Annotated in this window: 21 protein-coding genes and 1 pseudogene; 11 read left to right on the forward strand and 11 right to left on the reverse strand. The window is 37.5% G+C overall.

Annotated features, from left to right (window positions below):
- Positions 1 to 31: 31 nt before the first annotated feature.
- A complete protein-coding gene (locus H5203_RS09245; protein WP_182731124.1) occupies positions 32 to 898 on the reverse strand; it encodes a delta-class carbonic anhydrase in 867 nt (288 codons plus the stop codon).
- Between the two features lie 230 nt (positions 899 to 1,128).
- On the opposite strand from H5203_RS09245, the gene H5203_RS09250 reads away from it, so the two are divergent.
- Complete coding sequence (locus tag H5203_RS09250) at positions 1,129 to 2,829, forward strand: diguanylate cyclase (RefSeq protein WP_182819630.1); 1,701 nt, start codon at positions 1,129 to 1,131, stop codon at positions 2,827 to 2,829.
- 59 nt (positions 2,830 to 2,888) lie between these two features.
- Here H5203_RS09250 and H5203_RS09255 read toward each other — a convergent pair whose 3' ends face one another.
- Complete coding sequence (locus H5203_RS09255) at positions 2,889 to 3,137, reverse strand: hypothetical protein (protein WP_145241816.1); 249 nt, start codon at positions 3,135 to 3,137, stop codon at positions 2,889 to 2,891.
- A gap of 186 nt (positions 3,138 to 3,323) precedes the next feature.
- Here H5203_RS09255 and H5203_RS09260 point away from each other — a divergent pair, with 186 nt between their 5' ends.
- From H5203_RS09260 to H5203_RS09285, 6 genes are all read left to right on the forward strand, one after another.
- The gene (locus tag H5203_RS09260; RefSeq protein WP_182819631.1) at positions 3,324 to 4,472 is read left to right on the forward strand and encodes a hypothetical protein; all 1,149 of its coding nucleotides are present in this window, start codon (positions 3,324 to 3,326) and stop codon (positions 4,470 to 4,472) included.
- A 270-nt stretch (positions 4,473 to 4,742) separates the two neighbouring features.
- A complete protein-coding gene (locus H5203_RS09265; RefSeq protein WP_145241820.1) occupies positions 4,743 to 5,216 on the forward strand; it encodes a YqhA family protein in 474 nt (157 codons plus the stop codon).
- A 550-nt stretch (positions 5,217 to 5,766) separates the two neighbouring features.
- Positions 5,767 to 6,129, forward strand: a complete 363-nt coding sequence (locus tag H5203_RS09270) for a hypothetical protein (protein ID WP_145241822.1) — start codon at positions 5,767 to 5,769, stop codon at positions 6,127 to 6,129.
- A gap of 457 nt (positions 6,130 to 6,586) precedes the next feature.
- On the forward strand, positions 6,587 to 6,877 hold the full coding sequence (locus H5203_RS09275) for a hypothetical protein (protein WP_182819632.1): 291 nt from the start codon (positions 6,587 to 6,589) through the stop codon (positions 6,875 to 6,877).
- A gap of 85 nt (positions 6,878 to 6,962) precedes the next feature.
- Complete coding sequence (locus H5203_RS09280; RefSeq protein ID WP_182777917.1) at positions 6,963 to 9,083, forward strand: TonB-dependent receptor; 2,121 nt, start codon at positions 6,963 to 6,965, stop codon at positions 9,081 to 9,083.
- 313 nt (positions 9,084 to 9,396) lie between these two features.
- Positions 9,397 to 9,705 carry a hypothetical protein gene (locus H5203_RS09285; protein ID WP_145241827.1) on the forward strand — a complete coding sequence of 103 codons (309 nt, stop codon included), beginning with the start codon at positions 9,397 to 9,399 and terminating at the stop codon, positions 9,703 to 9,705.
- A 94-nt stretch (positions 9,706 to 9,799) separates the two neighbouring features.
- Here the strand turns inward: H5203_RS09285 and H5203_RS09290 are convergent, their stop codons facing one another.
- Complete coding sequence (locus H5203_RS09290; protein WP_182735726.1) at positions 9,800 to 10,438, reverse strand: ACP phosphodiesterase; 639 nt, start codon at positions 10,436 to 10,438, stop codon at positions 9,800 to 9,802.
- Between the two features lie 116 nt (positions 10,439 to 10,554).
- Positions 10,555 to 11,685: an AraC family transcriptional regulator gene (locus H5203_RS09295; RefSeq protein WP_257323987.1), complete on the reverse strand. Its 1,131-nt coding sequence runs from the start codon at positions 11,683 to 11,685 to the stop codon at positions 10,555 to 10,557.
- A 226-nt stretch (positions 11,686 to 11,911) separates the two neighbouring features.
- Here H5203_RS09295 and H5203_RS09300 point away from each other — a divergent pair, with 226 nt between their 5' ends.
- Positions 11,912 to 12,721: a DUF2306 domain-containing protein gene (locus H5203_RS09300; protein ID WP_145241831.1), complete on the forward strand. Its 810-nt coding sequence runs from the start codon at positions 11,912 to 11,914 to the stop codon at positions 12,719 to 12,721.
- A gap of 250 nt (positions 12,722 to 12,971) precedes the next feature.
- Here H5203_RS09300 and H5203_RS09305 read toward each other — a convergent pair whose 3' ends face one another.
- A complete protein-coding gene (locus tag H5203_RS09305) occupies positions 12,972 to 13,988 on the reverse strand; it encodes a metal-dependent hydrolase (protein WP_182731118.1) in 1,017 nt (338 codons plus the stop codon).
- A 293-nt stretch (positions 13,989 to 14,281) separates the two neighbouring features.
- Between H5203_RS09305 and H5203_RS09310 the strand changes: the two genes are divergently transcribed.
- Complete coding sequence (locus H5203_RS09310; protein WP_182735729.1) at positions 14,282 to 14,653, forward strand: hypothetical protein; 372 nt, start codon at positions 14,282 to 14,284, stop codon at positions 14,651 to 14,653.
- A gap of 226 nt (positions 14,654 to 14,879) precedes the next feature.
- On the opposite strand, the gene H5203_RS09315 is transcribed toward H5203_RS09310, so the two are convergent.
- On the reverse strand, positions 14,880 to 16,715 hold the full coding sequence (locus H5203_RS09315; protein WP_145241837.1) for a GGDEF domain-containing protein: 1,836 nt from the start codon (positions 16,713 to 16,715) through the stop codon (positions 14,880 to 14,882).
- A 670-nt stretch (positions 16,716 to 17,385) separates the two neighbouring features.
- On the opposite strand from H5203_RS09315, the gene H5203_RS09320 reads away from it, so the two are divergent.
- Both H5203_RS09320 and H5203_RS09325 read left to right on the forward strand, forming a co-directional pair.
- The gene (locus H5203_RS09320) at positions 17,386 to 18,243 is read left to right on the forward strand and encodes a chitodextrinase (protein ID WP_182819633.1); all 858 of its coding nucleotides are present in this window, start codon (positions 17,386 to 17,388) and stop codon (positions 18,241 to 18,243) included.
- Entirely contained in the window at positions 18,240 to 19,385 is a 1,146-nt protein-coding gene (locus H5203_RS09325; RefSeq protein ID WP_182819634.1) for a KTSC domain-containing protein, read from the forward strand. The genes H5203_RS09320 and H5203_RS09325 overlap by 4 nt, the downstream gene beginning before the upstream one ends.
- Before the next feature lie 670 nt (positions 19,386 to 20,055).
- Here the strand turns inward: H5203_RS09325 and H5203_RS09330 are convergent.
- The 5 genes and pseudogenes from H5203_RS09330 to H5203_RS09355 form a co-directional block, all read right to left on the reverse strand.
- Positions 20,056 to 21,183 (reverse strand): hypothetical protein, encoded by a 1,128-nt coding sequence (locus H5203_RS09330; protein ID WP_182819635.1) that lies wholly within the window; start codon positions 21,181 to 21,183, stop codon positions 20,056 to 20,058.
- 15 nt (positions 21,184 to 21,198) lie between these two features.
- Positions 21,199 to 22,269 (reverse strand): hypothetical protein, encoded by a 1,071-nt coding sequence (locus H5203_RS09335; RefSeq protein WP_145241844.1) that lies wholly within the window; start codon positions 22,267 to 22,269, stop codon positions 21,199 to 21,201.
- 225 nt (positions 22,270 to 22,494) lie between these two features.
- Positions 22,495 to 23,180: pseudogene (locus tag H5203_RS22885) on the reverse strand (IS3 family transposase); the annotation flags it as partial.
- 28 nt (positions 23,181 to 23,208) lie between these two features.
- Entirely contained in the window at positions 23,209 to 24,183 is a 975-nt protein-coding gene (locus tag H5203_RS09350) for a transposase (protein WP_182732632.1), read from the reverse strand.
- Positions 24,184 to 24,415: 232 nt separating this feature from the next.
- Positions 24,416 to 25,399: a hypothetical protein gene (locus H5203_RS09355; RefSeq protein WP_182819636.1), complete on the reverse strand. Its 984-nt coding sequence runs from the start codon at positions 25,397 to 25,399 to the stop codon at positions 24,416 to 24,418.
- Between the last annotated feature and the right edge of the window lie 162 nt (positions 25,400 to 25,561).

Raw genomic sequence — 25,561 nt, forward strand, 5'->3', positions numbered from 1 at the left:
TGACTACTCGCACTTTAAATACAGGATTAAATCACTGAGAAATAGGTGATAACAACTTAGGGTTTTGCACTAAATTACGCACCCCATGGGCATGATCTTCGTTAAATACATTCTCATCACACCACTTACCAACACTGTTGATATCGACTACGGCAACGTGTGGTCTAACACTCCAACTAACTTGTAATGGCGATGCTTTTTCATTATATGCAGGGCCCGTTGTTGAACCTAAATACTCAATAGGGATGCCGGTATTAGTAGGAATATTAGGTGCTTGGTAATAACCATTAACTTGCTCAACATTTGCAAGCTGTGCAAAATTAATAGCATCTTTGTCATTGGCTAGCACGATTACTTGTCCTTCAACTCTAAGAGCTGGATTCATTGTGCTTTGAGCTAAACAAGCCCCCAATGTCGGGCCAGGTGTAACTTGTGCTGATGAATAAACAAAGTGTACTTCTAGAGTATCACCCACCTTTAACGACTCACCTTTTGCCGCACAAATTTTACTTTTTACAGGCTGTAATTGAGCAGCTGATAATTTGCGCTCAGAAAGGTAACCTGTATGATGACCTTTGCCATCTCCATTGCCAGCATAAGTGGTAAACTCCCCGCCTTTATGCTCCGCATTTTTATGAAAATGAATGTTGCATAAATTAAGCTCACTACGGCTTGGCGCCATCCCAAAGCTACGTAAGTTAGTACCATAATTTTGGTCTATATCGCGAGGTGATTGTGGCCCAAAACCTTTACCCTGAGTGTTTTTATCAAGTGCTTCACGTTGCTCGGCCACAATACTATCACTAACATTCTTTGCGCTCACAACCGCACTAGTAACTGCTAATGTAGACAAACCAATGACACATGCACATTTTACAAAAACTGCTGTTTTAATCATTTTCACTTTTATTTATGCCCTTTATAAAGTTAATAAGGCCATGTTATTGAAAATATCTAAAAAAGACTTAACTGGAACATTAAAATAAGATTAAAACCCAGCGAATAATAATCAATGTATTTGAAGAGCCTAAAGCCTTCCCTTTAAATATATACTAGCTGCTTATTTTATTGCTCGACAAACAAACAATTAAAGTTAAAAATAAGTCTTTCATAAGAGGGACTTTATGTATGGTAAACCGTGTTTTATACCTTTTTTTGCTTATTTTTATCTCATGCGGTGTATACGCAAAGACTGAGAGCCTTCAATCACCTAATGTTAATATCAAGACCGCTAATGTTAATTTAACTCAATTTCCTATGGGTTACTTTATTGATACAAGTCTAGAAATGCCTTTCGAACAAATACAACAGCAACAATTCATCCCAAGTAAAAGTGAAGTAACCTTAGGGCCAAACGCAAAAATAACCTGGTCTAAAATAATCATTAACAATGAGTCTCCACAACAACTGCGGCTATTTTTGCATAACTCAGATGCGTATCACCTACAAGACGTTGATTTTTATGAGACAAAAAATGGAGAGCTATTAAAACAAATCAACATTCAATTAGATAAGCCAGGACCACATCCCAATATATTTGGCGGTAGTGCCATATTTTCATTTCATCTTGCAGCAGGTGAAAATAAGACAATTTTTGTTAGAAGCGTCACTTTTTCTCACCAGTGGTATGCCCTCGCTCTTTTCGATGAGGAGTACTCAAAACGCGCATTAGTTGGCAGTAGTAGCTACATTGCTTTGCTTGTGGGAATGATGCTGGCATTAATGCTTTATAACTTTTTCTTATATTTATCGGCAAGAAAAATTGAAAACATTGTTTATGCCTTTTATTTAATTTCCGGCATCATTTGGGTATCACTTTCCTATGGTTTAGGCGCTAACTTTTTTGGGATTTTTAGTGCCGACCTTCTGCAATTTAACTCGACTTTGTATAGCATGCCTAGTTTTTTAATCCTATTTATGATGCTTATATTTGAAACCAAAAAGCGCTACCCCAAAGAGCATATTGCACTGTGTATTATTTTAACTATATTAGTAGCCGAATTTTTTTATAGTCTATTCGACTTGGTTAGCGCATTAAAACCTGCGAGCAGTTTAGCTGCACTAATGATGACTGTGACTTTAGGAGTATCGATATCTTTATGGCGAAAGCGAGACCCCCTCGCTAAGTACTTCTTTTTGGGTCATGCAATGTTTATTATTTTTAATATGTTGGCGGTGCTTTATTACAAAGGCATAACCGAATCAAATCAAATTAATAGTCATGGCGTGGGTATAGGTATTGTACTTGAAGCGCTAATGATGGCATTTATTTTGTCATACCGGATCAGAACATTAGAAAAAATAAAATCAGCACAATCTGAATTAAAGCGCCTCGCAGATACCGACCCTTTAACCAAACTATATAACCGCCGCTACTTTGACAAAGCCTGTTCGCAATTGCTAGCAAAAAGCAAAACTGCAAAAAAAGAGCTGTCGATAGTTATTGCCGATCTCGACTTTTTTAAAGGCATAAATGACACTTACGGCCACGATATTGGCGATCGCGTTATTATCGAGTTTGCAAATATTTTAACAAAGCAACAAAAAGTAGATGATATTGCATGTCGATTTGGTGGCGAAGAATTTATATTATTACTGAACTGTGATGCTGACAATGCCAAGATTATCGCACAACGTATTCGCAGTACCGCTGAAAAGTGTATTGTGAAAACAGAAAATAACCAAGAAGTTCGCTTTACTGTCAGTATTGGTATCAATCAGGTATCGCAAACGGCTAACAATATAAAAGAAAGTATATCATTGGCCGATCAAGCTCTTTATAAAGCAAAAAAACAAGGCCGAAATTGTGTTGTTGTCATTAAAGAGTAAGTCTATTAATAACTTTTACCACAAAAGGTTACGGCTGATTTTCAATTGCCTTTGCAAGATTAATGTAACTTTTTAGGCCCACTACGAACAAGCTCTTTACCGTTTTCAAACACATCTTGTGTTACCCAGCGACCTAACAACAACTTGTGGTTATCATCAAGTACTGCTACAAACGGGCGACCATTGGTATTATTGGTCGCCAGTGCCACACCGGCTACATTTTTTAAGCCCAATCCACCGTTATCAATCAATAACAAAAAAGCCTCTAGCTCTGCGAGGGTGTCAATTACATCGTTATCATTAATCATGCTGTTTACTCAATTACAACTTAATAAGTGAAGGATAGCAGTTTATGAAAATAGGCTCTAGAGGCTGATTAAAAGTTAAAGATGAGAGTTAAAGCCCTAATCAACGTATTTATTTGCGCTTACTCGCTCTAAATCAGATAGTAGCCTTTGCATTCAAACTATTAAAACAGCTTATATAGGAAAACCATGATCAAACGACTTTTAGCCGCGAGCTTAATCTTCTCTTCCGGCTCTGTTTTTAGTGCTAACCCAACAGTTGAAGAGCTACGTATTAAGCAAGCCACAACCGCTATGCCACAAGTTTTAGATATCTTTTCTGAGGATATAGCGCTATTTGAACAAAGCTGGAAAAGCCTAAGAAACTTTAAACAGGCAACTGACTTACTACATGATTACTCAACCCAACTCTGGCTCAACGCCAAACAACACATTACCGTCACTAAAAGCTACGATGACAGAGCACTTTACTGGGCTCGCCTACTTTCAAGTAAAATAATCCGTACAACAAAACCTGAATTTGCATTAACAACTGCCGAGCAAAGCACATTGTTAACAATGCTAGAAAATGGCAGTCGCGGTCGCACCGACCTTGCCTACTCTAAAAACACCACCAAAAAGATTTTACTAACAGGCTTTGACCCATTTTTGTTGGATAGTAACATCAATCAAAGTAATCCATCCGGTGTGGCCGCATTATTACTCGACGGCCAAGTAATTACTTATCAAGGCATCAGCGCTGAAATAAATACTGTAATGGTGCCTGTTCGCTATGAAGACTTTGATCAAGGTATTATTGAAGAATTACTCGCCCCCTATTACGCACTGAACAACGTAGATATGATAGTTACCGTTAGCATGGGTAGTAAAGACTTTGACTTTGAACGCTTTCCAGGTAAGCGGCGCAGCGTAACCGCCCCCGACAACGCAAATATTGTCTATGGCGGCACAGCAAAAGCGCCACTTATTCCAAACCTAAACGATCGTCCATTGCCTGGCAGCGAATTTGTGCAGTTTAGTTTGCCCATTACGCAAATGCAGCAAGCCAAAGGGCCCTTTCCGATAAATGACAATCACAAAGTTGTTACACTGGAAAAAGCCTTTGAGCCTAAAATTTTAGCTGAACTAAAAGGTGCGATTGCAGTAAAAGGCGGCGGTGGCGGTTACCTGTCTAACGAAATTTCGTACCGCAGTATTCGCCTGCGTGATCAACTCAATTCAGATATTCCTACTGGGCATATCCATACACCGCGCATAGCGCAGTTTGAACCAGAAACAGAAGCTAAAATAGTCAAACAAATTCAAGCAATGTTAGAGCAAAGCTTAGTGGCTTTATAAACCAATTTATAAGAAGATATGACTTCAGGCTTCCTCCTCTAAAGAGGGAAGTCTGAAGTGGGTGGACTATGTCACGCCTGTTACAAGTGGTAATACTCTAAACTAATTACTTATTTCATTTAGCCGCAGCACTTTTACACATTGAATTAAACAAATCAATGATATCACCCCATGTTCGTTTGTTCCCTATAAAGGCGAAAATACCTATAAAAACAAACTGATTTAAACTATCCTTCGTATAGATAATACAATCATCAAAAGTTGAGTAGCATGGAACGTATTTTTCAAAACAGTCGGTTTTTAGTTATAATCGCCGTCATCACCGCAGCCATATCATCATTACTTGTTTACGTTTCATGTATCAACATCGTTATTCATATAGTAAAAAGCACTATTATGAGCCTCCCTGATTCAGCAAAGGATGGCAAAGAATTAATAGTGGAACTTTTAAAAATTCTTGACTTACTGCTAATTGGCATCACGCTACAAGTAATTGCTATTAGTTTATATCGTCTATTTATCTCGACCACAAAACCTAATGAGAGCCAGTTCTTAGCTGCATTTAACATAGAAGATTTTCATGATTTAAAAATAACTTTAGTACAAGTTACCTCAGTTGTATTAGTGATTTTATTTTTAGAACATGCTGTGGAATTTGGCGGAACTATAGAAACGCTTTACTTAGGTATTGCAATTGCTATCGTCATTGCAGCATCAACATTTGCTTGGCGATCGATGAAGTGACGATGCTAAATAAATATGTTTATTGCACCTAATTAACCTGTTCTTCGGGAATAAATCTATCTCCAGCGGGTATTTTCAACGCTAACCATGTTAAATTTACTGACAATAAACTCGATATTAACACCTCAACTCGCCTTGTGATCCCTGTAAACATCTTAACCAAAGCTCAAACTGATAAAAGTAAGTGTAATGGGCTGTTAGAGTAAATAATTTTCTAAATAGTATAAACACGTCCTAGCGAGTAACCAGCTAAGCCTTGCCTTTATAGTTTGTTATTTAGTTATTCTACTGTGTATATTACCGGCTAGCACTTATCAAAAAGCAAAGTAATTTTCCGTAAACATATCGCTTGGGATTAGCTAATTTCAATCTTGATAAACCTATTATTGGCAAAAATGAAGAACCTTATCAAAACGCGAATTTAATAACCATGGCTGCAATACTTGATTGAATTATTATTAATGAATAAAAATGTTAATGAGGCGTTTATTTTGTGTATTAATTGATATATTGTTGTATCTGAAAAACAAACAAACATAAGGACGAAAAAATGAAAAAGGTATTAACAATAGCAACTTTACTAGCCGCTAGCGTATTTTCTGTTCAAGCAAGTGCAAGTTCAATGGAATGCTATGTAGACACTCAAGCATATGATCAATACACACCAAATAGATGTATGGCACTCATCTATGGTCAAAATAAGGCAACAGCAGTATTTCGTGTTATCGGCAATGGGTCTGCTATCGATAGTGTAATTTGGTCCAATGCAGCCCAATCTTGTGGCACCTCAGGTACTTCTTGCTCATTTGAAATAAGGTCTTTTAAACCTTATAAAGCGGAAGCAACAATCCTTTATACAAATGGCAGCTGGAGCAAAGTTTCTGCAATTGCATCATTTGAAGATGGTCGCTAAAAGTTGATAAGTAATTATTAATCATGTGAATTTAGGGCTTTTTAACACCATTTAATAAAGCCCTATAAGATGCAAAAAAACTCATATTTAACCCTTTCACACTATCAAACCTCGCGCTTTACAATTACCTAAAAATCAAGCTTACTTTAACAAGCAATCAAATCATCAAACATAGCAGCTCAGTCTATGTCACTGTTGACTTTGTCACTCATAACGACAGCCTATAAATTATCGTTTTTGGGTAAAAAGCGTTGAACTGATAAAAAAATGGCAAACTAACTAAGCAAAGCCTATTCCCTGATTGATGTCTGATCTAGAGGTTTTATTTATCAAAATAAAACATAAACCACTGATTATAAATAACAAAGTAAAAACTTATAATTAAACAGATTATTTTACTTATTCAGCTCTCGACATTGCAAAAAAAACAACGTTATACTATCACCTAATGAAACACATGAATTTACACTCATTCAGACACAATAAAACACTATTAAAATATTTAATGGTGCTTTTACTGCTGATCAGTGTTTTTTCACAGTGGCACTCAACTGTTCACGCAGTACAAAACAGCACAGAGTGCCAACTCTGCATAAGTTCGTTTGATTTTGACGATTTAATATCCCCTACCACCAGCATATTTGAACCTGAAAGTAACCGCTACGGCGCTGTTTTAGCTTTACACTCCCCGCAATTTAGCGCAACCGTTGCGTTTTCAGGTAACCGTGATCCACCGAATACTCTTTAAAGTTCACTGCTAAAAAACCGTTTTATAAAGACTGTTTACCATTGGGTAAGCAGCCAGTTTTAGTGCAAATTTTAGAGATTAAACAATGAAAATTAAGTATTCACCATTAGTTTTGGCGGTATTAACTGCTATCAGTACACACGCAATGGCAGCAGAGAAACAAATACAAAAAGATGAAAGCGATTTAGAAAAAATTGTTATTACAGCTTCACCACTTAAACGTACCGTACTTGAATCAAGTACACCTGTATCTATTTTGAGTGGCGAAGAGCTTGATCAGCACCAAGCAGCAACCCTTGGCGAAACCTTAAAAAATGTGCCGGGTGTACACAGCTCTTATTTTGGACCCGTTGCCAGTAGTCCAATTATCCGAGGATTAGATGGACCTCGAATCAAAGTTGTACAAAACGGATTAGGCGCATCTGATGCATCACGCGTTGGCCCCGATCACCAAGTATCAACCGAAACCTCTACGGCCACACAAATTGAAGTATTACGCGGCCCTGCTACTTTGCTTTATGGTAGTGGTGCAATTGGCGGCGTTGTTAATGTGGTTGATAACCGCCTTCCCATTGAAAGACAACAAGGTATTACTGGAGAAGTATTTGCTCAGTACGATAACGTAGCAGATTCAAAAACAACATCTACTGATTTAAATGCCGGAACGGGCGACTTTGCTGTTCATATTGATGCTTACAACCGTAATACCGGTGACTATAAAATACCTGTTCCCGCTGATATTAATGAACATGGTGGCAGTACTAAACTCTCAAACTCAGCAATCGATGCACACGGTTATAACTTAGGAGCTGGCTGGATCACTGACGATACTCGGGTTGCTTTTGCCTATGGCTCAATGGACTCAGAATATGGTTTACCGGGTGAAGATGGTGTATTTATTAAGTTAAAACAAGACCGCTATCAAGGTGTTGTTGATTGGAATAATCTTGACGGTTTTATAAAATCGGTGCATTGGCAAAATGCATATACTGATTACCTACACTCAGAAATTGAAGGGACTGAAATAGGCACTACTTTTAAAAATGAAAGTATCGAGTCTAGACTATGGGCAGAGCACAGCGCGGTTTATGGTTGGCACGGCATAATGGGCTTACATTATAACAAAAGTGATTTTGAAGCGATTGGCGAAGAAGCATTCACACCACCAACAAAAACCGATAGTTTAGCCGCATTTTTAATGGAAGAAAAACAAACAGGTGCTTTATTGTGGCAGCTTGGTACACGCGTGGAGCAACTAACCCATAAAGTGAATAACCAATTTTTTGATGAGCTATCAACCGATAATAGTATCTCATTTGCAGATGAAGATTACACGGCGGTTTCAGGCTCTGCAGGAGTAGTTTGGAGCATTAACGACAAGCACTCATTAGCATTTAATTATGCATATTCAGAACGCGCCCCCTCTTCATCTGAAATTTTTGCATACGGCCCACACATTGGCTCTGGCACTTACGAAGTAGGTGGTGGTTTTAATCTTACTAACGATAACGGTAATTATTCGGTGGTGCAAAACGGCCAAAGCATGAATAAAGAAGTGTCTAATAATATAGATGCAACCTATCGTTATAATACTGACAACTGGAATGCAAGCTTAAGCCTGTTCCAAAACCAAGTGAATGATTACATATACGAAGACGTTAGTAACCTTGTTCTCAGTGATGGTGAGTTTATTACGGCGCAAGATTACCAACAACTACAAAGTAGCGGCGCAGGATCAGAGGAAGAAACCGATGGTTTACCTGTTGTACTCTTTGCCCAGCAAGATGCACAGCTGTATGGTTTTGAAGCACAAGTTGACTGGCACTTAAACGAACAATGGCGTCTGGATGTGTTTTCGGATTATACCCGCGCTAAACTAGATAAAGGCGGTAACGTTCCAAGGATCCCACCATTACGTGTTGGTTCTTCAATACATTATGAATACGGTAATTGGCACACTGAAGTAGAAGTCACTCGCAACAGTAAGCAAGATAAAATTGCTGCAAACGAAACCACCACCGACGGCTATACCATGCTATCAGCCGCTGCTAACTACTACCTTGATTTAGGTAACGTTGACATGACATTGTATTTAAAAGCCGACAATCTAACCGATCAAGAAGCGCGCGTGCACTCATCTTACTTAAAAGACGAAGCACCACTTCCTGGCCGCTCAGTTAGCCTTGGCGTAAGAGCGCGTTTTTAAAAAAGACGCCTAGCCACAAATTAAATTAACAACACAAAATCCCCCAGCATGTAAATGTATGCGGGGGATTTTTTAATAAGTAATGTGATTGTTTAGTAGAACAACTCAAGTATGAAAGCAGGATGCTGCTTCATACGATCTGGTCTCTCAATTTCATCCCACCAGCAGAGTAAGTAAAGTGACCAAGAAACATTTAAAATGCAATTTAATCTGATATTTAATTTAAGTCACTGCCAAAGTTGTTACCCATCTACAAGCTCGGTTATAATCGGTTTTTATGGCTACATTTTTAGCCTCTAATTGGATTAAAACGATGAAAAAACTCTCTGCGGTGCAAATAAAACAACAAGCACTGGTACTTAAAGTTGCTGATGCAATTGAAGAGCAAGGCCGTAATGAACTCTCTGGCATGCTGCAATGCTGGTTTGACGTGGAATATCACTTATTTCCGGGCTCTTTACTAATGTGTTTTCAGTTTGAGAATCAGCAGGCGTTAACAGCAGCAGAGCCTGATTTATTGAAGTGGCAGAAACGTTTAAGTGGTGCAATGCTTAAAAAAGGCGTTATTTTAAAAGATATGCGCAAGCATTTAGTTTTCACCCTGAAAGGGCCTGATGATTAAGTCAGATATTAGCCATCAATCAAGCCGTTTTTATTATGATGCGGCCTTTTTGGGTCAGAATTTATTCCATCAAAAGCTAATTATCAATATCGCATCATTTTAAGCTAAAGCCTGACCTACATTTAAAAGTTTCCACACTAGCATCGTGAGCTCCTTCAATATCTCGTTGATTTACATACTTAATCAATTCCGGGAAAAACGCTAAGAATATGGCATCTAATTCAGTGTAATGAAGGGCTATATCCGCAGCAGCGTCAGAAAAAGAATTAGTAAAGCGAATGCGCTTGGCAATATTATCAAGTGCAACCCCGACCCCTTCGACGGTTTCGTATTCTTTAAACCAATCATTCTGCGTCATATGTTTTACAACACTTTGCATTCTTGGCGGCATAACTGCAATACGGTTATTCAAAAGCTGATAGCTGGCTTGCTTAAAGTCACTTAGAGGTTGGTCGTTAAATCGTTGCCAATGCTGAATTAAAAAATGATCGAACACTACATCAATAGCTACAGCCGCAAAGCGCTTACGCTGAGACGAAAAATATTGTTTAGCTTCCTTTACTAGAGGGTGAGCATCTGTAAATTTGTCGACTAAATAGTGGTTCTCTAGTGCATTTTTTACCGTGATTGGCAATTGCTCTACATGCCTATTACCGCCAAAATCACCAAGCAAGTTGCCAAAGTGTGAATCTGCTGTAGGCTGCGCCAAATAAAGATGAGCTAAGTAGTTCACACTGTTCTCGGTTATTGTTAATACAATGCAGATAATACTCTAAGCTTGACTAAATTACTCATTCACTATAGCTATCTAATATTCTTGATTAACTATAAAAACAAACCTATAACTCGCTAATCAACAAGCTCCCGTATACCTTCATTATAGTAGTCACCGTTTTGTTTTCGATATTCATTAGGAATGTCACCCACAATACTTTTAAACACCCGGTTAAAAGTCGCAAGAGAAGAAAAGCCACTCTCAAGTGCTATGCTTAAAATACTCCACTCTTTGGCCTGATCGCATATCAATAACTTTTTTGCATACTTAACGCGGTATTGGTTAATAAATAAATTAAAGTTAGCTACTTTATAGTGATAGCGAATGGCTCGGCTAACTTTGTACTCAGGCACCATTAGCGCTTGTGCAAAATCTGAAATTTTGAGGCTGGCTTGTAAGTAAAGCTGCTGCTCATTGATAAGCTTTGTAATGCCAACTATCAATTCAGGCTCTACATCTTGATTGCCGCTTTCATTTAGATGACTCGTGTCATTGTTAATAGTGCCAATATCATCTTCTTGCTTTAGCGCTTGGTCATTTTTCACTCTTGCTTGAAGGGCCATGACTGCTTGCATCGCTAATACAATTAAAAGCGCAGATGAAGTAATAATTATGGGATTGTAAAGCTCAATTTCAGCCGCACTAAATATGAACTTTGGCAGAATGCTGGCATTAAACACAGCTAAAAAGAATGCACTAGCAAAGAGTATTGATTGCAGTTGTTGTGATTGTGTTTTACCGCTGTAGCCCCTTATCGCTTCCCAAAAAGACAGCGCAAGGATACTTGATGAAAGCAATATGGTGACCTCATTCACCCCTTGCTTTAAGCGCCACATTATATCGCTAGTAGGTAAAGGCTGAGGATCAAGGCTCACTAAGTAATGCCATGTTTGATTAAACATGATCAAGCCAGCAATGGTTACTGCAAAAGCCACATGCCTGCGGGAAATTGGCGAGTGCTCACGAAATAACGTTCTTGCAATCAGCCATGAAACATTACATGTTGCGCAAGTAAACAACCCAATTAGATATTGATACGCGCCAACACTTTGCGCACTGAGCTTTTGTGCTGCCACCATACAAAGCGAGCCACAAAATATCACAAATAAATAATGAACCAGCTGCTTATCTTTTTTCAACGCATTTAAAAACATTAACCCCAAACAAACAAAAAGAAGAAGATAATAAGGGGAATAATTTTGCATAATAGCGTGCTCTTAAAGTGACGTTTAAACCAACAACGTTGTCTAAATCACATAGTACAAAGTAACGCTCATATTAGCAAAAAGACTTTGTTAGAGAATGTGTCTATAACTAATTAGCTAAAGCGCAAAAATTATCAATATATCGTTGCTCAAGTTTCGAATTTGATAAGCATTTGCCATGTAAGTCTTTATATTTGGGTTATTGAAAGGTTTGATGGAAAAATATATGTTGATGCAAAAAATGAAAATAACCCCCAAAAAGCTCCTCGATAACAGTAAAAAATTGTGGTTTATTTGCTTGCTCATGGCACAAGGCTGCTTTGTAACTTACCTTATATTGGGATATGGCCTGACCAGTGTCACCACAGGTTTGTCAGGGTGGAGTCGTCTTAACAATACAGCATATGCTGCGAGTGACCCCACCGGTAATATACTGTATGCGACGCATGTGTTACTGGCCATAGTGATGATAATTGGCGGTAGTTTACAGCTAATACCCGCATTAAGAACGAAGTATAACAAATTCCACCGCTACAACGGACGCGTATTCGTTTTGTTAGCATGTACTATCTCAATGGCTGGCATGTATCTCATTATTGTTAGAGGAACAGTGGGTAACACATTAATGCATAGCCTTACTATATTTGCTGGTTGCGTGGTCATTTTATCGAGTATATTAGCAGTACAAGCCGCCAGAGGGCGTAATATCAATACTCATCAAATATGGGCGATCCGTTTATACCTTGCAGCAAATGGTGTGTTATTTTTTAGGCTGATGATTTTTGCTTGGTTTTTAACATTCGGCTCACTTGGAATTGATACCGCAACGTTCACAGGCCCAACGGTATTAACTATTAGCATATGTTCTTATGTGATGCCGCTGCTCATAGCTGAGCTAGTAAGGTACGCAGGTAGAACAACGAATAAAGTGATAACAACCGTCACAGCAGGCTTAATGGTGTTGATATCCTTTGTATTTTTAGTAGGCTTATTTGGTGTAGTGTTAGCAAATTGGTACCCGGCGATAGTTGGCTAATAGCCACATAATTAGTTAGCAGTAATACCTGCAGAGTGAAATATAACGCAGCTGGGTCGGTTAACAACCCAGCTTTATTTATATCAATGAAGTGAGCTTCGCCTTGGTAACTTTTTATTGCTCAAGTAGAACAGAGTGCTCTTACTTAGTTATCGTGTATTGCTGAATGGCGCTTTGCTAAAACGGTTTTCCTCATCTTGCCTTTAAAAATTTAAGGCCTAAGCAACCCTCTATTTCAGGGAGATGTAGGCTATTTTTCGGTAGTTTCTAAATTAACATTTGGGTTAGTAATGCGGGCAAAAATGAGTCCAAGCTTCTCTAGTGGAAATCGATTGCTGAGTTGTTGATAAGGGCCAGGGATCAACTGCTGATCTTTTTGCTGTGCAACCACAAATGAAAATACATAATAACCTTCAAGACCCATTCTTAAATCACTCATAATTACTTGCTCATCTTGTTGATAAACACCATAAAGGCCTTTAGTAAATGCTTGCAGTAGCTTGATCTGTTTGGCATCTTTAAGCTGTGTTAGCAGCGCATTTTCGGTTGGGTAAAATTGCATATCAACGTTTTCAACATCATCAAACACCGACGTATAAACCTCATAATGGCCCTGCTCAGTAACGACTACCGCCCGCCACAGCAAAGTATTAAAAGGAGTTGGCGTACTTTCAAAGTCTGTAAATGTGATATTTTGCGTATTCAACGCCTTATAAACCTTATCATTAATGTGCCATTTAGCCGCTAAACCCCACGTTAAATATAGCGAACTGATAATTAATGCACTAGTAATAATACGCTGTGCATAAGGGCGCATGCTTACAAATAAAAGCACTATACAAGAGAGCAACAATGGCAAAGTATACGCAGGATCAATAATAAATATGCTCGATATACCAAAGGGGTAAGTCGTCAGTGGCCACAGCAACTGTGTACCATAGACGGTAAAACTATCGAGCAATGAATGGGTACTCAAAATTAAAAACATGGCAACCGACCAACGCCTCAGCGATACACCCTTAGCCCAATTCATTTTAAGTAAAAGCCACGCAAACAAAGGGCTCACTAGCAGCTGTATAAGCAAAGAATGACTAAAACTGCGGTGATAGACAAAGTTTTCGACATCGCCACCAAAATTAATTAGCACATCTAAATCAGGTAACGTGCCAAACCCCGCGCCGACCAATAGCGATTTTCGGCCAAGCTTATTGCCTAAGACTGAATAAGCAACTGCGCTACCAAGTACAACTTGTGTCAGTGAATCCAATGAAACCCCCTTTATAACTATGTAAGTAGTGACCATATGATACGGCCTTATCACGACAGTCGATCGCTATAAGTATTTAACTTAAAAAATTAGCAAAGCTAAACCAGCAACTTAACAACAAGCCAAGTTTACCTGTTCAATTACAATTGTATTTTGTTAATTCAGTAACCAGTCAGCCCTATTTTGTTATCACTATTAGCATGTTTTTTCGGTACTGCATGAACCATAAAACGTTTTGCTTAACCTATTGCTCAATTTAATTGTAACTAGCTTATAGAGGCCCCCATCACATTATGACCACGAATTTTCTAAGTAAACCACAACAAGTCGCACTGCAACAAGCGCTTATCAAGAGCAAGCTGCTAAATGGTTACACAATAAATAGTGATAACACGCCCTCTGCTGAGCAGCAAATATATAGCCATATCGCCGTCACACTTTACCGCTTTAATTTACAAAAAATAAAATGGTCATCTTTTTTCAAAACAGCAATCAGCATAGCAAGTAATGAATGCCAATGGTTATCGAGCGAACTTGCCAGATGCCAACAAGACTACAAAACCCAGCCTAATGAAAGCGTAATACTAGAACAAAGTGCATTTTTTAGTGGTATTTTTAGCGAAGAACTCTCCTACATTGATGCTTTACTTGGGACAGCAGCGTAAGCTGAATAAAGGACCTAGGTTTTAGGTGCTGGAGTGATTTGCAGTATGGTAGTTGTGTCGTTTGTGAGTGTTTTAATTTGCACAGAAAGGGTAAGAGTCACTGCGCTACATCGAGGGGAAAAGCTCAATGACCATGCTGTTTTGAAATATGGGCGTCCTTAGGGTTTAGCTGATTGGATGTTGCCTAACGTTAAAAATTAATACGGTTATTGCCCTAAATAAAGCCTTAGGCAGTAATAGTATTTCTACCACTTCTTTTTGCTGCATATAAATTAATATCAGCACGTTTTGCAGCTTGTTCAGGCGTTTCATCTGGTGCAACTTCCACAACTCCCATACTCACCGTAGCCTTAATGTTTTTTGCTGTATGAGTTTGTTGCTCAATAGAGCTTCTAATTCTTTCTGCGACTTCTAAAGCATGTTGCAGTGATTGTTGCTCAAGTACAATTAAAAACTCTTCTCCGCCAACCCGACCAACGTTATCTGACGAGCGTACTCCTTGTGAAAGTGTATTAACCACTGACTTTATCAGTTCGTCACCAATATCGTGTCCGTACTGATCATTAACCGCTTTAAAGTGATCAATATCAATCGATATAAGTGAGTTAGCAGTGCCTGTACTTTTGCTCTTACTAATTGCCCTTTTCTTCATGTCTAAAATAGCCCGGCGATTGGCAACACCGGTTAACTCATCTTTTAATGCCAATACTTTATAATGTTGCTTATGTTGAACTTGCTTATAGGCATACACAGCCAACATTAAAAGCATCACACAAGCAAAGGCTAAAGTCAGTCGCTGCCAAAACGCCTTATCTACAGCTACAGCCAGTAACTTTTCTTTAATATCAGCAACTTCTTCGAGCCGAGCTATTTCTCGGTTTTGCTGATTTAAATTAAACATTAACCGTTCAGAAAGTAACGCCCTATCAGCCACATTATTCACTTGGGTATTTGCAATTGTTAGCAACTGCTTTTGTACAGCTGCTTGTGTTTGGTAATCACCTTGTCGCATAGCTAAAGCAGCATAAAACTGCAAATATCGCTCTGTAAAACTTGCAGGCCAATTTTGTTGGTCTAATTGAGCTAGCACATTATTTTCACGTACTGCATTGGATATCTGATCTGTTGCTAAAAACCACTGAGCAAGTGCCATTGTATGCAATTGCTTTATCCAATCACTCGTAATATCAAGCGTTTGTACTTGACTAAAATATTGCTGTGCTTTTTCAAACTCATTCAACTGAGTATAAAGCTGGGCAACTTTTATTACCAAGTACCCAAAACCATCATCATTTTCATATTGACGCACCGCAGCAAAGATCGATAAATATAGCTCAAGAGCTTTGCTAACTTCACCCTTTAGTTCATACACGTAAGCAATTTCGTCAGTCACTTTATAATGTTCTTGCACATTAAATGTTGCTAACTCAGACTTTGCACGAAGTAACTGTTCAATCGCTAAATCATAGTTAAAAAGAGCTAAATGTATAGCTGCTATTTCTCTAAGAGTTAAAGCTCGTTCGTAATAGTTTTCAGCCAGTTCGTAAGCTTGGTAAGATTTTTGTGCAGTATCGAAAGCCAACTTATATTGGCCTTTCGCTAAATAAACGCGGTTCAAGACAAAATTAGCAAAACCAATAGCAGAGGTTTGTGATTTATCATCAAGCTCGGGATTTAAAGCAACTTCAGCGATTGGCTGCAAAATCATTTTTGCGCGTTCATATAAACCTTGGCTATAAAGGTGGAAGGCCTCACAGACACTAAGATCTTGCGAAAGCACTGCATCCCCTGAAGAGCTTATAACCTGCTTAGCCTCAGCTAAAAACACTTTAAATGCTTGGCGCTTATCTAGCGTATCGGTATCAAGAAAAAGGCACTTAAACGCCATAACCCTAGCATCGTCTAAGTTATCACTGTATGGCATACCAGCTTCAAGGGAAGCTAATAAAGCCATAGATTCAGGCGTGGTGGTATACCCTTGATAAACGCGATCGATACTGTTTTTTACATCACTGGCAAAAAGACTGGTTGAAAAGAAAAAAAGTAACAACATCCTGTACATACTCTACAATCCCTTAGTCCACAGCGCGATATTTATTATTTTTGTTATCGCCATTAAAATCCAAACGATTATTGCACTAAATTGAATTTGATAACAGATTGAAATAACAAATTTAATCAACCAGTCCTTCGAATAACCATTTACCTCAACGGCACCTTTATTAATCATTACTTATATATGGTTATTTCAGCTAATTAGTTGGTCGCTGTTTACTGAATGATTAGTACATTATTACCCATTCGCATGTAAAAATACGGAAGGTGTTGTGTTGTGCCATGACAAAACTACAGTCATACATTTAACACTATTATCCCGTTATCTCGTCCTGAAATAAGCAATAGATGAGTAATTCTTTTCAAGAAGGGTTCTGTTCGCGACAAACTCTAAATACCTAAACCCATGAAGGTAATGACTTTACCAGAAGTAAAAAGTACAGCTTTAAACGAGAGGCCATGGCGCGATGCACCTATGTGTTCTCCGTGGTGACATTCATTTTCTCGCTCTAAAGCTAGATCTATAAGTGAAATCAAAATCCACTGGGGTTCGTTAAACTATTCCCAACCTACAAATTCAGTAATTATTTTAAAATACTTAACCCTTTAGACTTGCATTTACCTAATAAGTGAACTTAATTAAAAAAGTAATGGAACTTCATCAAAAGGATTTTGCAATGACTAAACTCATCATTATTGCTTGGTTACTTTTTTGTTCGCATGCTTACGCGACAAATATTTTTCAGCTTAACCCAGAATCTAAAAATGTAGATTTAACTTCTATTCAACCAAACCAACCACAATGGAATGCCAGCTCAATTTATGTAGCCGGCGATGTTGTGACTCACAACAACAGCTTATTTATTGCCGCTTTTTGGGTTAAAGGCATTGAACCGATAGAAAACCAACCCCATTGGGATGGTTGGATTTGGCTGCAAAATACTGTGATAGAAAAATGGCAAGCAAACAAAGTGTATCAAGGTGGCAGCCTTGTAAAACACGGAGTCGACTACTACCTTGCCCGCTACTGGAATGAGAGTAACGAACCCGCCCCTCACAGTAGTTGGCAAAAAATTAAAGATTTATTTTACCAAACCCCAGATTTACCACCGGAACACCCTGACGACTATAAAACGTTGGACGGTGTTGATCAAAATGACAACGGTATCCGCGACGATTATGAGCGCTATGTGTATGAAAAGTTTGATTCTCCGCAGCTCATCACCTTTAGTTTAGGCGCAGCTTCAACATTGCAGCTCGTTATTGATATTGAACAAGGTCGTATACCAAATTTAGATGCTGATATAGGTAGGCAAATCATTTTAGATATTATGAATATCAATTACTGCACAAGGCAATTACAAAATGAATTCTCTGATTTTCGTAATCCTAAATCATTGTATTTCAATACAATTGATCGAGCTTATACGAACCGGAAAAGTCAAAATAAAATAGCAGATATTCTACGTTTTGAACCTAGCTACCACTGGATGGCTGATCAACATTGTGAAGCATTAATAGGGGCTAAAAAATGAAAATATACATTTTAATTATGGCCTTAATTTTTTCATACTCTGCATTTGCTAACTTACAAACTCTTGATAGACACTGTAGTAAGCAAGTTGATTATATACGCTTTTTCCATGTAAATGGAATGCTCACAAGTTATGATGAATTTGAATCAAATCTTGCTTGGATCGATAATTTTCATGCTGTTTGGTTAGGTAAGTACTACCGAGGAGCTAAAGCAGATGGTAACTATAATAATAATGAGGTTATATATGAGCAAATTTATGAAGTTGCTCAACAAAAATATAGCGACCTATCTATATTTTCACCGAAATATAGAATCATTACCGCCATACTCAATGGTACTGTTTCTGTCTTAAATAAAAAAGATTTAATTATTTTACAAGAAGTTATCTTAGAGTCTGTAATTGATGCAAATTACAGTATCATAAACGAAACTGATTATAACAATGCTTACCAAAAACTAAATTTTCATATGAATTCATGCAATAGAATTATTTTACTGGGTCACTCCCAAGGTAATTTTTATACTAATGTTTTATTCGAAGAAATAATTGATAACTACATTTACAGTGACGGTTATTCTACTGCAGATTATCCAATGATCAGCCTTTCTGCAATCGCTCCCCCAACAAGTTCATTACCCAAAGATGAGTATAAAGCTCTAGTTTCATATCTCACTTTAGATGATGACAGTGTCATTGATATAGTAAGAATATTATTTGGAAGTCTACCACCTAATTTTTCTGCTAAATCATACTTTGACGACTCACATCATGGTTTAATAGATTCATACCTTAGAAGTAATCCTGTTGCGAGTAAAATTAGTGAAAAAATTGAGTTTTCTATACAAAACCAAACCCCCTTTCCGTTATTTGAACAACATCCAGTAAAATCTGATGCTTTTTCACACATAGGCTACTCAACAATCAATAAAGTCCTTGATCTGAAATTTGAATCAGGAAGCGTTTACCGTTATTACAATATCCCAATTTTAGTATGGGATGAATTGTATTACTCAACATCAATGGGGAAGTTTTTTAATGACAATATTCGAGGCCAATACCCTTTTGACAAGTTAGATATTGAAAGTATGACTTATCTAAAAATGACGTCACTTGAACCAGTTGCAAAAGTTGAAAAATAACTAAACATTGGACTAGAAATAAAAAAGGGTGAGCCACGATAGCTCACCCTTTTTAATAATTATGGTTTGGGAATAGAGATTGGATTCCCAATCTATAATTTCATTCCCAAACTATAATGACTTTGATCAATAAATGGTTACCTACAATTAAGTTTGTGAATGGCGGCTCTTAAAATTCAATATGTTACGAAACCGATTTCAACAATTAAAATTGTGAATTGTTATAAACCTAAATTCTCATGCCTAACCAGTAAATACAATTAAAATTGTGAGTGTATTAGCAACTTATAAATTAAGAAATTTTTAAACTTACAACAGGCTCCAACTTTTTCACTACAACAAGAGATGTTCACAGTTACTGATGCTCAGCCATTTCTAAATTTAATTCAGTATATAGCTCGATGTGCTCAAGAATCTTAAATATTGCAACAGCACGATTATTTTTAACCCTTTCTGTTCGTTTGAAACCGTAATGATGAAGCGCAATCATTTTCATATTGTTATCAAATATTGGGCTTCCTGAGCTTCCTCCTTTGGTATCACATTATCAAATTTACATTCCCCTTCAAAAGACGAAGCAGTTCCAAGAATATCCATCCTATGAAATTCTCGTTGCAAACAAATTGATAACTTTACTGTCTCGTCCTTTATTTAATTGGACTATGTGAAATCACCTAATCCCTCTGTATCTTTTGAGCATATCTTGATTTTCACCAAACCAATCCATCAACTCAAAGTTGACGTAGAAACTGTTACCTCCACTCCCACGATTTGCAAAACCAAAGCTAAATGAGTTGTTCACGTGAAATGTTAAACCATGCCCAACTGACTTTCCTTCGGCTCTATCAGAATAGACACTAGTCACAGAAACACCGAATGGAATTTTTAAATCCCAAGCATTGAAACCTAACCACTCTAATGCTATCGCTACCTCATCTCTGTCACCATTGGGAGCGTCAGACAGATGCTCATATACTAGCGAAGGTCTCAAGGCATATAACTGTAATGGTGGAGGCGTTATCAAATCATCAGATCTAGAAAAATGGTCACGATAAACCCAAGACGTAAATGCAACATCTATATAAGTTTGGAAACGAGAGTTATCGGAGAATTTGTCCCATTTAGCCTCTTGAATAGCGACATATGCATTATGCTCTTGGGCAGCATTTAGCCGTTGGAATACAGAAAGCTTTCTATTGATTTTATTGAATGCATCGAAAACTTGCACGCAGTCTTTTGCATCAGAAAAACGATTAGTGCAGTACGTGTTCTGTTCTGTTTTCAGCTCAAATCGCTCACTAGCTTGCCTTGGAAGACCTGTAGGGGTTGTTAAGAAATACACAGTATCAAAGTCACGCGGCCTAGAATCAAAACTGGCAGGCATAGGGACCCCGCGACGAATTGGAAGAGTTGTCTCAGATTGCCAATCATTAAAGCTGGCTTTTAAAACATCAAACTCACGTACATCACCCAATGAAAATGCCCTATCTAACTCGCTTAAGTTATTTTCTAAAATCTCACTAAGGTCATTAGCAGACCAGTAGTCAGTTACCACTGGCGAAATTGACTTATCATCAAAAATTGCTCTGCATGCTACAAGCGCTTTTTCAGTCACATATTTGTCGTATTCGACAAACCATTTGTTCAGGACTAGTCCTTTGGAAAGAAGCTTCTCAAAATCGCATTGATTTTCTATGTATGTAGTGGCTAAGTCGATATTATTTGGCTCAGACTGCTGAGCAAAACATGCGCAGGAAAAAGAAAGCGCAATAATTATCCCGGTTAGGTAAGTTTTCATCACGTTCTATCCTTTTTATATTTTGAACTCGTCTCGCATTTCATCTACTACTTTGTAGACTTCAGTGAGGATCTCGACTTTTTTCTTCATGCCACTCACACCTCCAGAGATATCATCCAACTCTTCCAACTTCGATTTAATCGATTTGTACGAGTCAGTGATTAATCCAGTAGCTGTAGTTTTTCGATATTCAGCTTGAGCGGCTCTGAAATCATTTAGATCAATGCTTACCACTCCATTGGTCGATAAAAACCTTCCCCCTACTTCAGGATCCGCAAAGTACTCACGTAAGTCGTGAGGGTTAACTCTCATGGAATTGTTGTCTTGGTATACTTTATGAAGATCTCTAACGTGCTTCGTGTTTATTAGTAGACCTTCATTCGGTATTCGAGTGTAGCGTTTGAACCAGCAAAACGGGTCAAAATCATTATATACAGGATAGAACTCCTTACAGACTCCCGGTTCACTTGAGCTATGGTCAGTAACAATAGATGACATAGGATCATCCATCCGTGTAACCATCTGAGTGAGTCTAGAAACGGTCGCTACTGACCACAATTGATCTAACCCAAAATTGATTGGGTCTAGCCGATGCGTATAGAGTTGCGTCAAGCAATCATGAATAAAAGCAGTACCCAATGAATGGGCAACAATTATAAAACGTTGCCCATTGAGGTCATTGATAGACGCTTCAATTTCATCTCCAATTGCTTTGTGAAGCTTGATTAATTGATGACCACGTAAAGCTCCCGTTAAATAAAAGAGAACATCTAGTACATGTGTATACAAGAAATCATCACCATCAAATTCAGCCGTTATATCAAGTATTTTTTGGATCAGGCTAGGTGTTAATGAGAGCGAATCTTTAATATCCCCTTTGAGATGAGATGCAAATTCATTTCGCTTGTTATCCCAATATTCAGAATAATTAAAAGTTTTTAGCGTAAATGCATCATTAACGTCAAAGTTACTTTGCCCAAAGAATTCCATACATTGTTTTAATCCAACTTTGAATTCTTCTTTGACTGAATCGTCTGTATGAGTTCCCATGCCATGGATGAGCAAAACGACAGGTTTATTTGCCATAGTTTGTATTCCCTTAATAGTGTGCAATCAAAGGAATCAAACTTCATATCCATATGAAATGTCAGCACGGTTTATTATTTATTAGGCGCTCTGAAATTGTTTAAATTTCGCACACAAGATAAAGTGTAACCGCACTTTATAAAAATTCAACCTTATTACCACCCAAAATCATCTGAATTCAAAGGGCCTCAAAGACTGTAATGGTCAACAAATTCTGTAGAGATTCTAAGCGGCATTTTTTAATTCATTATATTTCTGATGTGGCGTCATATAATTAAGCGTAGAATGCCTACGTTTGTAATTGTAAAACTGAATATAATTGTCCACCTCACTTATAACTGAATGATGATTTATAAATGACAGGCGATTCAGTCGCTCTGTTTTTAAACTTCTAAAAAATCGCTCCATTACTGCATTATCCCAACAATTACCTCGACGACTCATACTTTGCGTTATAGTTAGTTGTGATAACCGAGCTCTAAACGAGGCCGCAGAATACTGACATCCTTGATCGGAATGAAACATCAGTTGATTAGAACCGGCTGTTGACGCTTAATAGCATTATTTAATGCTGCTATAGCCAATTCAGCATTTGGGCTTGTTGATAAGGCATACCCTATAACTTCCCTCGTTGATAAATCTAACACACAGGCCAAGTAGCTCCACTCTTGGCGGTTCCTAATGTAGGTAAAACCACCGACCCAATGCGTGTTATGTGAATCAGGGTTAAACTCTCGTTTTAAGAGGTTCTGTGCGTACTTATGTTCATTACCTGAATTAGGGTAGTAATGTTTTTTCTTCGGTCTGATGGCTTTTATATTCAACTTTTTCATCAGTGCCGCTGTTTTATATATTCCAATCGTATGATTTAACGCATTCAATTCAACGTTCACTCTGCGTCTACCATACGTATAACCAGAATATTCTAACCCAAAGGGGTCAAATCTTGACTTCAGACATCAAACCATTTCGAAGTTTTTCATATTGTAATTTAATCTTTTTATCTTCAACCATTAATGTATTCAACCTACCCACCGTTTTAGATATTGCAGAATAATGCTGAACATTATAAATATCTGCTAATACCTGCAAATTTAACCCCGATAAGTCTTGGCATAATTTAATAGCAAACCAACGTGGTAAGTTTTTCTCTTTTCGCCCCTTTTTAACCGTTATAATCTCATCAACTTCAACATTAAAGTGTTGAACTAAGTAAGCAATTACATCATCTGCTGAGTGCTTTTTTGCTACAAGCTTTCTTTCGCTATCTGACTTGGCAATATAGTCTTTTATGTTTTCAATAAAGTCCTCACAACCCAAAACCGACAATAACTTTTTAGCACTATAAAAAGCGCTTATTTCTTTATTGTTTTCAAATTCAACAAACTGTTTATAAGCAGCATATTTACGCTTTTTGCCTTGCAGCGAAAATATAAAGTCTCGGACGAGCCATTTAGGTCTCGCTCCTCTTTTAATAAAAGCTGAATAGCTAGACCACTTATATTTAACAAGGTCTTTTACCAACGGTGTGTTCGTTTCAATTGGGTTACGGTGAATGTATCGACTAACATGTAATAAATAGTTATCTGCATCCACAAGCGCCGCTTTGTAGCGCCCTCTAAACAACGCACCATCTGTGTTATGTGTTCGATTAAAGTATTGGGTATAAAGGCCATTAATATGCTTCATGGCTCGGCCTAAATTTGCATCGGGGGTTTTGATTAGCAAGTGGTAATGATTGGTCATTAAACAATATGAATGCACTTCAATATTAAAGCGAAGGCTTGCTTGCTCAATGCAATGTAAAAAATACTTAAAGTCGTTATCACTTAAAAAGATATTTTCGCGCCCTCTTCCACGATTCATTACATGATAAAACGCATTTTCATACTCTATTCGCAGCGGCCTAGACATAGTAATTTACTCAATGAGTAGTAAACTATAAATCTAGACCTTTGATGTCTGAAGTCAAGATTTGACCCCTTTGGTTCTCTTCCACGATTCATTACATGATAAAACGCATTTTCATGCTCTATTCGCAGCGGCCTAGACATAGTAATTCACTCAATGAGTAGTAAACTATAAATCTAGACCTTTGATGTCTGAACCCCTTTAGTCCTAATCGGTGAGCCTACTGGTATTCTAATTACGTCATTTTATCTAGCGTAACCTCAGAAGCTTGGTCAGAACTTCTTTCTACATTGGCAAAATCGTCAGCTAATAATAATTCTTCATCTTCAATTAAGTTATCACGTTGGATGGATAGCTTATCTAAAAGGAAGTTGTGCTTAATCTCAAAGTCTGTAAATAACTCCTCCCAAAGAACAACATAAACATCGTACTTACCTCTATATGCTAGGTACTTTTCTCCAAAATGTTTTAAATTATCTATTTGCTCTTCAATGAATTCACTACCATCATATCTATTTCCTATTAAATAGAATTTCCAGCTCTCTTGATTAGTATTAAACCCATCTGTAGATTTAATTTGGTGGTAATAATTAAAAACTTGGTCTATTTCTTTTTTTCCAAGCTTTACATTAGTAGGGTGCTTTAATTCAACCACTATATTTTCTATTTTGTCATTATAAATAGTTCTAGTAGTTAAGAATAAATCCATTTCTTTTAATTTATGCTCACCTTCGACTAGCTCTTTAGAAGTTTCTTCAGGCTTCTCACCTCTTAATAAATAAGAGTATCTATCTAGTGCTTCTTGAAACTTTGGTTCAGCTGCTGTGACTAATCTCAAGTGTTCTCCAAGTAGCCAATAACACTTTTCCATTTTATTTTGTAAATGAGGAACTTCTTTAGCATATAACGAATTATCAAAAACAAGTTTATTTAAATCTTCAACAGATCTTTTTCTATCAACAATTAAATCTATTGACTCAATAATGTTGCCTAATTTAGTAACATTTAATTGTTTAGCAAATTGCTCTCTTTGAGCAGAGTCTATATCAATAACACTCTCCAGAATCTTAAAGAGATTCTCAAGTTCACCACCGTCTAATATTAAATTAAGGAATCCTACAAAAGTTTTCTTTTGAGTTTTATTTAGTTCCTTAAATATTGCGGGTTCAATCTCATATAAAGACTGAACAGTTGATTTAAGATCCTGAGCTTTTAACACTTGATACTTGTCACTTGAGTTGAAAGTAGGGAAAATACCAGGGCAAGATCACGAACTTTACCTTGACTTAAAAGTATGATCTTATACTCCTTTTTAAGGAGCCCCCATGCCTGATATTCAACTATTTAAATATTTCGAATCAATTGACGACCCTCGCCAGCA

The sequence above is a fragment of the Pseudoalteromonas sp. SG41-1 genome, assembly GCF_014164575.1.
Lineage (GTDB): Bacteria > Pseudomonadota > Gammaproteobacteria > Enterobacterales > Alteromonadaceae > Pseudoalteromonas > Pseudoalteromonas rhizosphaerae.